Source organism: Enterobacter sp. ECC-019, from assembly GCF_043974075.1.
In the GTDB taxonomy this organism is placed as follows: domain Bacteria; phylum Pseudomonadota; class Gammaproteobacteria; order Enterobacterales; family Enterobacteriaceae; genus Enterobacter; species Enterobacter asburiae_D.
Map to the genome: position 1 here is coordinate 605,134 of NZ_CP143759.1, position 13,896 is coordinate 619,029.

13 protein-coding genes are annotated in these 13,896 nt (G+C 56.0%); 7 read left to right on the plus strand and 6 right to left on the minus strand.

The annotated features are described in order from the left end of the window. Positions 1-71: 71 nt before the first annotated feature. The 4 genes from yidC to rpmH are packed head-to-tail and all read right to left on the minus strand — an operon-like array spanning position 72 to position 2,455. Entirely contained in the window at positions 72-1,715 is a 1,644-nt protein-coding gene (gene yidC, locus V1566_RS02940; RefSeq protein ID WP_029741445.1) for a membrane protein insertase YidC, read from the minus strand. Between the two features lie 2 nt (positions 1,716-1,717). Then, the gene (gene yidD / locus V1566_RS02945; RefSeq protein WP_001307474.1) at positions 1,718-1,975 is read right to left on the minus strand and encodes a membrane protein insertion efficiency factor YidD; all 258 of its coding nucleotides are present in this window, start codon (positions 1,973-1,975) and stop codon (positions 1,718-1,720) included. After that, the gene (gene rnpA / locus V1566_RS02950; RefSeq protein WP_032640303.1) at positions 1,939-2,298 is read right to left on the minus strand and encodes a ribonuclease P protein component; all 360 of its coding nucleotides are present in this window, start codon (positions 2,296-2,298) and stop codon (positions 1,939-1,941) included. Before rnpA ends, yidD begins: the two co-directional genes overlap by 37 nt. A 16-nt stretch (positions 2,299-2,314) precedes the next feature. Next, entirely contained in the window at positions 2,315-2,455 is a 141-nt protein-coding gene (gene rpmH / locus V1566_RS02955; RefSeq protein WP_000831330.1) for a 50S ribosomal protein L34, read from the minus strand. 596 nt (positions 2,456-3,051) lie between these two features. On the opposite strand from rpmH, the gene dnaA reads away from it, so the two are divergent. The 4 genes from dnaA to gyrB are packed head-to-tail and all read left to right on the plus strand — an operon-like array spanning position 3,052 to position 9,064. Further along, positions 3,052-4,446 carry a chromosomal replication initiator protein DnaA gene (gene dnaA / locus V1566_RS02960; RefSeq protein ID WP_010426558.1) on the plus strand — a complete coding sequence of 465 codons (1,395 nt, stop codon included), beginning with the start codon at positions 3,052-3,054 and terminating at the stop codon, positions 4,444-4,446. A gap of 4 nt (positions 4,447-4,450) precedes the next feature. Beyond that, positions 4,451-5,551 (plus strand): DNA polymerase III subunit beta, encoded by a 1,101-nt coding sequence (gene dnaN, locus V1566_RS02965; protein ID WP_010426557.1) that lies wholly within the window; start codon positions 4,451-4,453, stop codon positions 5,549-5,551. Further along, positions 5,551-6,624 (plus strand): DNA replication/repair protein RecF, encoded by a 1,074-nt coding sequence (recF, locus tag V1566_RS02970; protein WP_032648574.1) that lies wholly within the window; start codon positions 5,551-5,553, stop codon positions 6,622-6,624. Before dnaN ends, recF begins: the two co-directional genes overlap by 1 nt. A 28-nt stretch (positions 6,625-6,652) precedes the next feature. Then, complete coding sequence (gyrB, locus tag V1566_RS02975) at positions 6,653-9,064, plus strand: DNA topoisomerase (ATP-hydrolyzing) subunit B (protein ID WP_029741443.1); 2,412 nt, start codon at positions 6,653-6,655, stop codon at positions 9,062-9,064. A gap of 34 nt (positions 9,065-9,098) precedes the next feature. Here the strand turns inward: gyrB and V1566_RS02980 are convergent, their stop codons facing one another. After that, positions 9,099-10,034 carry a LysR family transcriptional regulator gene (locus V1566_RS02980; protein WP_395305007.1) on the minus strand — a complete coding sequence of 312 codons (936 nt, stop codon included), beginning with the start codon at positions 10,032-10,034 and terminating at the stop codon, positions 9,099-9,101. Between the two features lie 110 nt (positions 10,035-10,144). Here V1566_RS02980 and V1566_RS02985 point away from each other — a divergent pair, with 110 nt between their 5' ends. From V1566_RS02985 to V1566_RS02995, 3 genes are all read left to right on the plus strand, one after another. Continuing rightward, a complete protein-coding gene (locus V1566_RS02985; RefSeq protein ID WP_395305008.1) occupies positions 10,145-11,170 on the plus strand; it encodes an NAD(P)-dependent alcohol dehydrogenase in 1,026 nt (341 codons plus the stop codon). Positions 11,171-11,284: 114 nt separating this feature from the next. Continuing rightward, positions 11,285-12,097: a sugar-phosphatase gene (yidA, locus tag V1566_RS02990; protein ID WP_048981402.1), complete on the plus strand. Its 813-nt coding sequence runs from the start codon at positions 11,285-11,287 to the stop codon at positions 12,095-12,097. Positions 12,098-12,147: 50 nt separating this feature from the next. Continuing rightward, positions 12,148-13,377, plus strand: a complete 1,230-nt coding sequence (locus V1566_RS02995) for a DUF3748 domain-containing protein (protein WP_395305009.1) — start codon at positions 12,148-12,150, stop codon at positions 13,375-13,377. Here V1566_RS02995 and V1566_RS03000 read toward each other — a convergent pair. Beyond that, a complete protein-coding gene (locus tag V1566_RS03000) occupies positions 13,374-13,706 on the minus strand; it encodes a YceK/YidQ family lipoprotein (RefSeq protein WP_024907391.1) in 333 nt (110 codons plus the stop codon). The two genes, V1566_RS02995 and V1566_RS03000, sit on opposite strands and share 4 nt — an antisense overlap. Between the last annotated feature and the right edge of the window lie 190 nt (positions 13,707-13,896).

A 13,896-nucleotide genomic window follows, 5' to 3' on the forward strand; every position in this document is an offset into this window, starting at 1 on the left:
GTTGGTCTCGTTCAATACAAATAAAAAAGGCGGTCAATCGACCGCCCTTATTTTAGCGTTAACTTACCGAATCAGGACTTTTTCTTTTCGCGGCTATGCAGGCCACGTTTTTCCAGACCACGGTAAATCAGCTGCTGCTGGATGATGGTCACCAGGTTGCTGACGATATAGTACAGCACCAGACCTGACGGGAACCACAGGAAGAACACGGTGAAGATGACCGGCATAAAGGTCATGATCTTCTGCTGCATCGGGTCGGTCACGGTGGTCGGCGACATCTTCTGGATGAAGAACATCGTCACGCCCATCAGGATCGGCAGGATGTAGTACGGGTCCTGTGCGGACAGGTCATGGATCCACAGGGCGAACGGCGCGTGGCGCAGCTCAACGGAACCCATCAGCATGTAGTACAGCGCAAGGAAGATTGGCATCTGAATCAGCAGCGGGAAGCAACCACCCAGCGGGTTTACTTTCTCTGCTTTATACAGGGCCATCATTTCCTGGCTCTGACGCTGTTTGTCATCGCCCAGACGCTCACGCATCGCCGCAATCTTCGGCTGCAGCATACGCATCTTCGCCATGGAGGTGTACTGCGCTTTAGTCAGCGGGTACATGATGCCACGAACGATGAAGGTGATAACGATGATGGAGAAGCCCCAGTTACCCAGGAAGCTGTGGATGAACTTCAGCAGCTTGAACAGCGGCTGAGAGATGAACCACAACCAACCGTAATCGACGGTCAGATCCAGGTGCGGCGCAACAGCGGCCATTTTGTCCTGAATTTCCGGGCCGACCCACAGGGTGCTTGCCATCTTACCGGTTTGACCCGGCTGAACCAGAACCGGCTGAGATTTGTAGCCGATGGCTGCAAGACCGTTACCCAGGTTCGCAGTATAGAAGTTGTTGGTACCGTCGTTATTTGGCACCCACGCAGTAGCGAAATACTGCTGCAGCATCGCCACCCAACCGCCTTTAGCACTGACGTTCAGGTTTTCGTTATCGGCAATGGTGTCGAATTTGTATTTCTCATACTTCGCGTCTGGCGTGGAGTACGCCGCGCCACGGAAGGTATGCAGCGCAAAGTTGCTGCTTCCGGTGTCACGGTGAGACGGCAGATTGATGGACTGCTTCAGCTGGCCAAAGGTCGACAGTTCCAGTGGTTTCGCACTGGCGTTCTGTACGCTGTAGCCCACATTCACCGCATATTCACCGCGTTTCAGGGTGAAGGTTTTGGTAAAGGTGTTGCCTGCGGCGTCGGTGTACGTCATTGGGATTGCGAGTTCGTTCTGGCCATCAGCCAGCACAAAGGTGTCGCTCTCGACGGTATACAGTGGACGCGCACCGTTAGCCGGGTTATCCGGGCCATCACGACCGGTCAGGCCGCTCTGCGCCTGGTAGATAAACTCAGGCGTGGTTTCCAGTAACTGGAACGGTTCGTTAGACTTCAGCTCTTTCGGGTAGGTCAACAGCAGCGCCTGCTCAACATCACCACCACGGGTGTTGATTGTCAGCTCAAGCACATCGGTCTTAACCGTAATCTGTTTCCCCTGGCCACTGGCCGGTACGCCCTGGTCGGCGGCGCTACCCGCTGCGGTGGTCGTAGTCTGCGTGGTCTGCTGCTGGGGTTGAGGATTTTTATCCTGCTCCCATGCCTGCCAGATCATGAAAGACACGAACAACAAAGCGATGATAAGAAGATTGCGTTGCGAATCCATCGTTAGTGTTCTCTGGTATCAAAGGGTCCTGGAGGGACGGGGTCGTCTCCACCGGGGTGTAAAGGGTGGCATTTTAATACGCGTTTCACCGTCAACCAACTGCCTTTTATCACTCCAAACCTGCGCAATGCCTCAATTCCGTAGCTTGAGCATGTAGGTGTGAAACGGCAGTGCGGCCCGAGTAGCGGACTAATCAGGCGTTGATAGACCCGAATGAGGGCTATCAGGACCCGTGAGCCAGGCGACAGTGGCGGCGCCATAATTTTTCCAACGCTTCCGAGAGAGCACGGTTATCGAGGTCGGCAACCCCTTTCTTCGCCACCACCACGAAATCCATTGAAGGCAGTTCGTGCTGACGTAAACGGAAGCTTTCACGCGTCAGACGTTTAATCCGATTGCGTTCATGCGCACGCTTAACATTTTTCTTGGCGACTGTGAGACCGATGCGGGGATGCCCCAGCGAATTTTGGCGGCCGAGGATGGTGATTTGCGGCGTGCCAGCCCGTAGTGGCTGCTGGAAGACGAAAGTGAAATGAGCGGGAGTTAACAAACGTAACTCCCTGGGAAATGCTAGCTTAACCACTCAGGGGTTAGCTTTATTACTTGGAAACGGTCAGACGAGCGCGGCCTTTAGCACGACGACGTGCCAGAACCTGACGACCATTTTTAGTAGCCATACGAGCACGGAAGCCGTGAGAACGGTTGCGCTTCAGTACAGACGGTTGAAAAGTGCGTTTCATGGCGATTTCTACCTAAACTTGAATAAATTCACTGACTTTTGCGTATACCCGAACGAGTTTCGAACGACTAACGCCTCAGCGTGGGTGATTAAAGAGGCCGGATTGTAATAATTGTACACTCCGGAGTCAATTCTCTTTCCTTATTTCCCGCGTATTTCCGCACGTTTTCGCGTGGAAAATGAGCAACGGACGACGCAGGAAGATGAGCATCACGCGCCGGGTCGAGGATTATACGGGCTCAACGATAAAGCGCAAGGATCGTCCCGGATCTTCGTTAGATCATTTAAGCAATAAATTGTCTGTGCTCATTAATTTTTCCAATATGCGGACTAAATCGCGGGGCACTCGCGTCAGGATCGTTTACACTTACCCGGTTTCGGATCTTCCTGTGGATAAATCGGGAAGAATCTGTGAGAAACAGAAGATCTCTGGCTCAGTTTAGGCTATGATCCGCGGTCCCGATCGGGATCCAGCGATCCTGGCCGGGTATAACCGCAGATAGCGGTTCGCACATCACCCTCATTGGGTCATGTCGATGTGCGCCAACAATCATGAATATTCAATAGTTTTCTTTTATTGTTCGAGTGGAGTCCGCCGTGTCACTTTCGCTTTGGCAGCAGTGTCTTGCCCGATTGCAGGATGAGTTACCAGCCACAGAATTCAGTATGTGGATCCGCCCGTTGCAGGCGGAACTGAGCGATAACACGCTGGCTTTGTATGCGCCAAACCGTTTTGTGCTCGATTGGGTAAGGGACAAGTACCTTAATAACATCAATGGACTGCTAAACGATTTCTGCGGGTCAGATGCCCCGCAGCTGCGCTTTGAAGTGGGCACAAAGCCGGTCACCCAAACCGTTCGTGAAACCGTGAACGTAGCAGCGCCTGCTCAGGCCGCTCCTGCTCCGGCCCCTCGCGTCGCACCTGCTCGTCAGGGCTGGGATAATGTCCCTGCACCGGCTGAGCCAACCTACCGCTCTAACGTTAACGTGAAACACACGTTCGATAACTTCGTTGAAGGTAAGTCGAACCAGCTGGCGCGCGCGGCGGCTCGTCAGGTTGCTGATAATCCCGGTGGGGCCTACAACCCGCTGTTCCTTTATGGCGGCACGGGCCTGGGTAAAACGCACCTGCTGCATGCGGTGGGCAACGGCATTATGGCGCGCAAGCCCAATGCCAAAGTGGTGTATATGCACTCCGAGCGCTTCGTTCAGGACATGGTAAAAGCCCTGCAAAACAATGCGATCGAAGAGTTTAAACGCTACTATCGTTCCGTTGACGCGCTGCTCATCGATGACATCCAGTTCTTTGCCAATAAAGAACGATCGCAGGAAGAGTTTTTCCACACCTTCAATGCCCTGCTGGAAGGTAATCAGCAGATTATTTTGACCTCGGATCGCTATCCAAAAGAGATCAACGGTGTTGAAGATCGTCTGAAATCCCGCTTCGGCTGGGGCCTGACCGTGGCGATCGAGCCACCGGAGCTGGAAACCCGCGTCGCGATCCTGATGAAGAAAGCCGATGAAAACGACATTCGCCTGCCGGGCGAAGTGGCGTTCTTCATTGCCAAGCGTCTGCGCTCCAACGTGCGCGAGCTGGAAGGGGCACTGAACCGCGTTATCGCCAATGCCAACTTCACCGGTCGTGCGATCACCATCGATTTTGTGCGTGAAGCGCTGCGCGATTTGCTGGCATTGCAGGAAAAACTAGTCACTATCGACAATATTCAAAAGACGGTGGCTGAGTACTACAAGATCAAAGTGGCAGATTTACTGTCTAAACGTCGTTCCCGCTCGGTGGCGCGTCCGCGTCAGATGGCGATGGCGCTGGCAAAGGAGTTAACCAACCACAGTCTGCCGGAAATCGGGGATGCGTTTGGTGGCCGTGACCATACGACCGTGCTGCACGCTTGTCGTAAGATTGAGCAGTTACGCGAAGAAAGCCACGACATAAAAGAAGATTTTTCCAATTTAATCAGAACATTATCATCGTGACGCTATGAAATTTACCGTTGAACGTGAACATTTATTAAAACCGCTGCAACAGGTGAGTGGCCCATTAGGTGGCCGCCCAACGCTGCCTATTCTCGGAAACCTGCTGCTTCAGGTCGCGGACGGTACGCTGTCGCTGACCGGTACAGATCTGGAAATGGAAATGATCGCGCGCGTTACGCTGACGCAGCCGCACGACGCGGGCGCGACCACGGTTCCGGCACGTAAATTCTTTGACATCTGCCGTGGGCTGCCGGAAGGCGCTGAAATCGCCGTGCAGCTGGAAGGCGACCGTATGCTGGTGCGCTCTGGCCGCAGCCGTTTCTCGCTCTCCACGCTGCCTGCTGCAGATTTCCCGAACCTGGACGACTGGCAGAGCGAAGTTGAATTCACTCTGCCGCAGGCGACGATGAAGCGTCTGATTGAAGCCACGCAGTTCTCCATGGCGCATCAGGACGTTCGTTACTACTTAAACGGCATGCTGTTCGAAACCGAAGGTGAAGAGCTGCGTACCGTAGCCACCGACGGCCACCGTCTGGCGGTCTGTTCTATGCCGATTGGCGACTCACTGCCAAACCATTCGGTGATCGTGCCGCGTAAAGGGGTGATTGAGCTGATGCGTATGCTCGACGGTGGCGACACGCCGCTGCGCGTGCAGATCGGCAGCAACAACATCCGCGCACACGTGGGTGATTTTGTCTTCACGTCTAAGCTGGTTGACGGTCGTTTCCCGGATTATCGCCGCGTATTGCCGAAGAACCCGGACAAAACGCTGGAAGCAGGCTGCGACAGCCTCAAGCAGGCCTTTGCCCGTGCCGCGATCCTCTCTAACGAGAAATTCCGCGGCGTGCGCCTGTACGTGAGTGAAAACCAGATCAAAATCACCGCTAACAACCCGGAGCAGGAAGAGGCAGAAGAAATTCTGGACGTCACCTACGCCGGAACCGAGATGGAAATCGGCTTTAACGTCAGCTACGTGCTGGATGTGCTGAATGCACTGAAATGCGAGAACGTTCGCATTCTGCTGACCGACTCCGTTTCAAGCGTACAGATTGAAGATGCGGCCAGCCAAAGCGCGGCTTATGTTGTCATGCCAATGAGACTGTAATGTCGCTCACCCGTCTGTTGATCCGCGACTTTCGCAATATCGAAAGCGCGGATCTCGCTTTATCCCCTGGCTTTAACTTCCTGGTTGGCGCAAACGGCAGCGGCAAAACCAGCGTGCTGGAAGCCATCTATACGCTCGGCCACGGTCGGGCGTTTCGCAGTTTGCAGATTGGTCGCGTCATTCGCCACGAGCAGGAATCCTTTGTTCTGCACGGTCGTTTGCAGGGGGCGGAGCGGGAAACCGCCATCGGCCTGACCAAAGACAAGCAGGGCGACAGCAAGGTGCGCATCGACGGCACCGACGGCCATAAAGTGGCGGAGCTGGCGCTGCTGATGCCAATGCAGCTGATTACGCCGGAGGGGTTTACTTTACTCAACGGCGGCCCCAAATACAGAAGAGCGTTCCTCGACTGGGGATGCTTTCACAACGAAGCCGGATTCTTTAACGCCTGGAGCAACCTGAAGCGCCTGCTCAAGCAGCGTAACGCCGCGTTGCGCCAGGTAACACGCTACGCCCAGCTGCGTCCGTGGGATATGGAATTAATCCCTCTCGCGGAACAAATCAGCCGCTGGCGTGCCGAATACAGCGCAGGTATCGCCGAAGACATGGCCGACACCTGCAAACAGTTTTTACCCGAATTCTCTCTCACCTTCTCCTTCCAGCGCGGCTGGGAGAAAGAGACGGATTATGCCGAGGTGTTAGAGAGAAACTTCGAGCGCGACCGCATGTTGACCTACACCGCGCACGGCCCGCACAAGGCGGATTTCCGCATTCGTGCCGACGGTGCGCCGGTGGAAGACACGCTGTCGCGCGGGCAGCTCAAGCTCCTGATGTGTGCGCTGCGCCTGGCACAGGGAGAGTTTCTCACCCGCGAGAGCGGAAGACGCTGCCTGTACCTGATAGATGATTTTGCCTCGGAACTTGACGACGCGCGGCGCGGACTGCTTGCCAGCCGCTTAAAAGCCACGCAGTCGCAGGTTTTCGTCAGCGCCATTAGCGCTGAACACGTTATAGACATGTCGGACGAAAATTCGAAGATGTTTACCGTGGAAAAGGGTAAAATAACGGATTAACCCAAGTTGAAATGAGCGAGAAACGTTGATGTCGAATTCTTATGACTCCTCCAGTATCAAAGTCCTGAAAGGGCTGGATGCGGTGCGTAAGCGCCCGGGTATGTATATCGGCGACACGGATGACGGCACCGGTCTGCACCACATGGTATTCGAGGTGGTAGATAACGCTATCGACGAAGCGCTCGCGGGTCACTGTAAAGACATCGTGGTCACCATCCATGCGGACAACTCCGTCTCCGTCACCGATGATGGTCGTGGCATCCCAACCGGTATTCACCCGGAAGAGGGCGTCTCTGCCGCGGAAGTGATCATGACCGTGCTGCACGCAGGCGGTAAGTTCGACGATAACTCCTATAAGGTTTCTGGCGGCCTGCACGGCGTAGGCGTTTCCGTGGTTAACGCCCTGTCGCAGAAGCTGGAGCTGGTTATCCAGCGCGAAGGCAAAATTCACCGTCAGCTCTATACGCACGGCGTGCCGCAGGCACCGCTGGCCGTTACCGGCGATACCGACAAAACCGGTACCATGGTGCGTTTCTGGCCGAGCCATGAAACCTTCACCAACGTCACCGAATTCGAGTACGACATCCTGGCGAAACGCCTGCGTGAACTGTCGTTCCTGAACTCCGGCGTCTCTATCCGCCTGAAAGACAAGCGTGACGGCAAAGAAGACCACTTCCATTACGAAGGCGGTATCAAAGCGTTCGTTGAGTATCTGAACAAGAACAAAACGCCAATTCACCCGAATATCTTCTATTTCTCCACCGAAAAAGACGGTATCGGCGTGGAAGTAGCGCTGCAGTGGAACGACGGTTTCCAGGAAAACATCTACTGCTTCACCAACAACATTCCACAGCGTGACGGCGGTACTCACCTTGCAGGCTTCCGTGCGGCGATGACCCGTACCCTGAACGCCTACATGGACAAAGAAGGCTACAGCAAGAAAGCGAAAGTTAGCGCCACCGGTGATGATGCCCGTGAAGGCCTGATTGCCGTTGTCTCCGTGAAGGTGCCGGATCCAAAGTTCTCCTCACAGACCAAAGACAAGCTGGTCTCTTCCGAGGTGAAATCGGCGGTTGAGCAGCAGATGAACGAACTGCTGAGCGAATACCTGCTGGAAAACCCGTCCGACGCGAAAATCGTGGTGGGCAAAATTATTGATGCGGCGCGTGCCCGTGAAGCGGCGCGTAAAGCCCGTGAAATGACCCGTCGTAAAGGCGCGCTGGACTTAGCAGGCCTGCCGGGCAAACTGGCTGACTGCCAGGAACGCGACCCGGCGCTGTCTGAACTGTACCTCGTGGAAGGGGACTCCGCGGGCGGTTCTGCGAAGCAGGGCCGTAACCGTAAGAACCAGGCGATTCTGCCGCTGAAGGGTAAAATCCTCAACGTTGAGAAAGCCCGTTTCGACAAGATGCTCTCTTCTCAGGAAGTGGCGACCCTCATCACTGCGCTGGGCTGCGGCATCGGCCGTGATGAGTACAACCCGGACAAACTCCGCTACCACAGCATCATCATCATGACCGATGCGGACGTCGACGGCTCGCACATTCGTACGCTGCTGTTGACCTTCTTCTATCGTCAGATGCCTGAAATCGTTGAACGTGGCCACGTCTACATTGCACAGCCGCCGCTGTATAAAGTGAAGAAAGGCAAGCAGGAACAGTACATTAAAGACGACGAAGCGATGGATCAGTACCAAATCGCAATCGCCCTTGATGGCGCGACCCTGCATGCGAACTCGCACGCCCCTGCACTGGCCGGTGAGCCGCTGGAGCGTCTGGTGTCCGAGTTCAACGCGACGCAGAAAATGATCACGCGTATGGAACGCCGTTATCCGAAAACGCTGCTGAAGGAGTTGGTTTATCAGCCAACCCTGACCGAAGCCGATCTGAGCGACGAGCAGACCGTGACCCGCTGGGTGAACGCCCTGGTGACCGATCTGAACGAGAAAGAGCAGCACGGCAGCATGTGGAAATGCGATATCCAGCAGAACGCCGATAAGCAGTTCGAGCCTATTATTCGCGTGCGTACCCACGGCGTTGATACCGACTACCCGCTGGAACACGAGTTTGTGACCGGTCCGGAATATCGGCGTATCTGTACGCTCGGCGAGACGCTGCGCGGCCTGATCGAAGACGATGCGTTCATCGAACGTGGCGAACGTCGTCAGCCGGTAGCCAGCTTCGAGCAGGCGCTTGACTGGTTGGTGAAAGAGTCCCGTCGTGGTCTTGCGATCCAGCGCTATAAAGGTCTGGGCGAAATGAACCCGGATCAGCTGTGGGAAACCACCATGGATCCGGAAAGCCGCCGCATGCTGCGCGTCACCGTTAAGGACGCGATTGCTGCGGACCAGCTTTTCACGACCCTGATGGGCGATGCGGTTGAACCACGTCGTGCCTTCATTGAAGAGAACGCCCTGAAAGCGGCGAATATCGATATTTAATCGTCGTTATACCGCACGATAACTGGCCGCGCTTTTAGCGCGGCTTTTTTGTGGGCGCAGGCATATCCAGCGACATCACGGATGGTAAACGGCTCGCCAGCGTATCTATCGCTATTCTTACCCTCAGCGGCAGATGCGGCGTCTGCTGCCACACCGCATGAACGTCGAAATGCACATCCGGTGCCTGCTTCAGGAGCGGGACGAGTTTACCCTGGTGAATATCTTTGACGACCATCCAGCAGGGCAGCCATGCAATGCCGTGTCCGGCCAGCGCAGCGTCGCAGATCGCCTGCAAATCATCCATATTGAGCGACGATCGGGGCGTAAAGGTGTGCGACGTTCCTTCGCTGTCCATCAGTTGCCAGGACAACACTCTGCCTGCGCGCAGGTAGTTAATCGCCGTATGCTGGGGTAAATCATCAACGCGTTGTGGCTGACCTTTCTTCTGCAGATAATCCGGCGCGGCGCACAGCACCATGCGGTGTTCTCCCAGTCTTCTGGCGACCAGCACGCTGCTGTCCTGAAGCGTGCCGTTACGCACCGCCATATCAAACCCTTCCTCGACGAGATCCACCACGCGGTCGCTGAATGACATCTCCAGTTCAAGCCCGGGGTGTTCCTGCGCCAGCGCTATCAGCAGCGGGGCGACACACTGGCGACCAAACAGCACCGGCATGGCAACGCGCAGACGGCCACTGACCTGCTGTTTCCCTGTTTCAAGCAGCGATTCTGCGCCTCGAATCTCCTCCAGCGCCCGCAGGCAGCGTTCATAAAAAAGGGCGCCGTTATCGGTCAGACTCTGGCTACGGGTGGTGCGGTGAAAAAGACGTACCCCCAGCCGCTCTTCAAGGCGGGCAATGCTTTTTCCTACCGCCGAGCGTGACAAATGCAGACGAATGGCGGCCTGAGCAAAACTTCCTGCCTCAACGGCGGCCACAAAAACAGGAATATCCTTCAGCGTATCGGTCATAGATTGTATCTATTATGGCGTCAATAAAGAGAAAACTTATCGCCACTGGCGACGTTAAGTCAACGGTAGACTGTCAGGACTGAAGTTCATCTGATGGCAGGAGACATAAAATGACAGAGACAATGCAACGCTGGTCCATGGACGCCCTCGGGCGCGAGAACCTCAAGCTCATTAAGGAACCCGTTCCACAGCCCGGCCCGGGTGAAGTGCGCGTACGGGTGAATGCCGTTGCGCTTAACTATCGCGATAAAATGGTTGTTGAAGGCACAATGCCGATCCCGCTTTCCTTCCCGTTTACCCCGGCGTCTGACATGGCGGGCGTGGTGGACAGCATTGGTGAAGGCGTTACGCGCTTCAAACCCGGCGCGCGCGTCATATCAACCTTCTTCCCTGAGTGGATCGACGGTAAGCCGCAGGCGGACGCGCGCAATCTGCCCTATAAAACGTCCGGCGGATACTTCCAGGGCATGCTTTCCGAGTATGTGATTGTGAATGAAGACGCGCTGGCGGCCTCCCCGGAGACCCTGGATGACGCCGAGGCCAGCACCTTACCCTGCGCAGGGCTTACCGCCTGGTTTGCGCTGGTGGAACGCGGCCAGCTGCGCGCCGGGCAATCGGTGCTGGTACAGGGGACGGGTGGCGTGGCGATTTTCGCCCTGCAAATTGCAAAAGCCCACGGTGCGGAGGTGTTTGTCACCTCGGGGAGTGATGAAAAACTGGCGCTGGCCAAAACGCTGGGGGCCAGCCAGGGCATCAACCGGCTGAAAGGCGACTGGGCTGAAAATACGCTGGCGCTCACGCAGGATCGCGGCATCGACCATATTATTGAAACCGTGGGGGGCGAGAACCTGAAGCACTCCCTGCGCGCCGTTGCCGTTCACGGACGTATCTCCGTTATTGGCGTGCTGGCCGGGACGGAGATTACGCTCTCTGCTGGCGAACTGTTGCTGAAATCCCCTGTCATTCAGGGGATCGGCGTGGGGCACCGCCGGGCGCTGGAAGATTTCGTCCGCGCTGTGGATGTCACCGGACTGAAGCCGGTGATTGAGCATAGCTACCGTTTTAACGAGCTTGAACAGGCGTTTGAACACCTCGATCGTGGGGCGTTTGGTAAAATCGTTCTCACCCGCGAGTAAGTCTTTGTTCCCCGGGATAAGCGTAAAAGGGGGCTTTTGTTGCGCAATGTAGCTCTATTTTTGTGTGCTTAATCGCGTTAGCATGAGGCCGCACTCATTTATTCCGGGGAACTCATGGCTATCAAACTTATTGCAATCGATATGGACGGCACGCTGCTGCTGCCAGACCACACTATCTCTCCAGCCGTTAAAAACGCGATTGCCGCGGCGCGCGCAAAGGGCGTGAATGTGGTACTGACCACTGGGCGTCCATATGCGGGCGTACACAGCTACCTGAAAGAGCTGCACATGAATCAGCCGGGCGACTACTGCATCACCTATAACGGCGCGCTGGTGCAGAAAGCCGCAGATGGCAGTACGGTTGCGCAAACCGCGCTGAGCTACGAGGATTATCTGTTCCTGGAAAAACTGTCCCGGGAAGTGGGGTCCCACTTCCACGCGCTCGATCGCAATACGCTCTATACCGCCAACCGCGATATCAGCTACTACACGGTGCATGAATCCTACGTGGCGACCATTCCGCTGGTGTTCTGTGAGGCGGAGAAAATGGACCCGGCGACCCAGTTCCTGAAAGTGATGATGATCGACGAGCCGGAGATCCTGGATAAAGCGATTGCGCGCATTCCGGCAGAGGTAAAAGAGAAGTACACCGTGCTGAAAAGTGCGCCGTACTTCCTCGAAATCCTCGATAAACGCGTCAATAAAGGCACCGGCGTGAAATCGCTCGCAGATGCGCTGGGGATTAAACAGGAAGAGATCATGGCGCTGGGCGACCAGGAAAACGACATCGCGATGATTGAGTTCGCGGGTATGGGCGTGGCGATGGATAACGCGATCCCGTCGGTGAAAGAAGTGGCTAATTTTGTGACCAAATCCAACCTCGAAGACGGCGTGGCTTACGCCATTGAGAAGTTTGTGCTGAACTAAAAACCCGCTTGCGATACCCTGATGCGATAACTGCGCATCAGGGTATCCTCATGAAACAAATCACCTTTGCCTCCCACCATCATCAGCTCACGAATATCAATACCTGGACGCCGGACAGCCAGTGGCTGGTCTACGACGTGCGCCCGTCCGGTGCGTCGTTCACCGGCGAAACCATCGAGCGGGTCAATGTCGGTACGGGGGAGGTAGAGGTGGTTTATCGCGCCACCGACGGCGCGCATGTTGGCGTGGTGACCGTTCATCCGGCACAGGACAAATACGTCTTTATCCACGGCCCGAAAAACCCGGACGCAGACTGGCACTACGATTTCCATCATCGTCAGGGGGTCATTGCCTGCAACGGACAGGTGAGCAATCTTGACGCGATGGATATCACAGCGCCCTACACCGCAGGCGCGCTGCGCGGGGGTAGCCACGTCCATGTCTTCAGCCCGAACGGGCAGCTCGTCAGCTTTACCTATAACGACTATGTCCTGCACGAGCGCGATCCTAAACTTGATTTACGCAACGTCGGCGTGGCTGCGCCTTACGGCCCGGTGAACCCGCAGGGGAACCATCCCCGTGAGTATCCGGGAGCCTTCTGGAGCGTGCTGGTTAGCCGCACGACGCCTGACCCACAGCCGGGCAGCGATGAAATCAACCGCGCTTACGAAGAGGGCTGGGTGGGCAACGACAGGCTGGCGTTTATCGGCGATACCCTCTCAGCGCAGGGCGAAAAAGTACCCGAACTGTTTATCGTCGACCTGCCGAAAGACGAGCAGGGCTGGAAGCGGGCGGGCGATGAGCCGCTCCAGGGTACGGCAGAGAGCCTGCCAGCGCCGCCTGCCGGGGTGATGCAGCGTCGTCTGACCTTTACGCATCAGAAGGCATATCCAGGCCTGGTGAACGTGCCGCGCCACTGGGTTCGCAGCAACCCGCAGGGGACGCAGATCGCGTTTCTGATGCAGGATGATAACGGCATTGTGCAGCTGTGGCTGATCTCTCCTGAGGGCGGCGAGCCGCGCCAGCTGACGCGCACCCGGAGCGATATTCAGTCTGCATTTAACTGGCATCCTGCGGGCGACCGTCTGGGGTTTGTCCTCGAAAATAGGATCGCCTGCTGCGACGCGCAGACCGGAGAGGTGACGTTTTTGACGTCCGATCACGGCAACCCGCCGTCTGCTGATGCGGTCGTGTTTTCCCCGGACGGGCGCGTTATTGCATGGATGGAAGAGACAGACGGTTTCCGTCAGCTTTGGGCAACGGAAACCGCGCAGCGCTAGCGTGGAGGCATCTCTGCGGGCGGGATGACGGCGTTGGTCGCCAGATTTTCCTGCTCGCTTTTTTCTACCCGTGAGCGCACGGAGTTGTCCTTACGAAACATATCCCACGGTAGCAGAAGCGTATCCGCCACGGCCGTAAACGGCATATCCAGGATAACCAGGGATTTGGTGCCCCAGTTTGTATCGTCATCAGAGATCATCGCCGCGCTGGCGCGCGTCCCCGGATATGTTCCTTCTTTACCCCCGGTGTGAGACATCACGCTCGAGCACCCGCAAAGTAAAACTACCCCGCTGAACGTCGTCAGCTTTATCAGAACATTTTTCATCATCACTCAGTCATCGTTAATGGCACTGCATAGACCTGCAACTCAGGGTTATAGCGGGCCTTATCCAAAATGGATAGCCCGATAACCCCGCACTGTGGCAGCCATCGCAATTTAACCCTTTGTGCTGTTGTCCCAGTCTAAGCGAGATGCCGGAAAGTGCAAAAAAAAGTGCAGCTGTCGTGCTTGAAAAGCC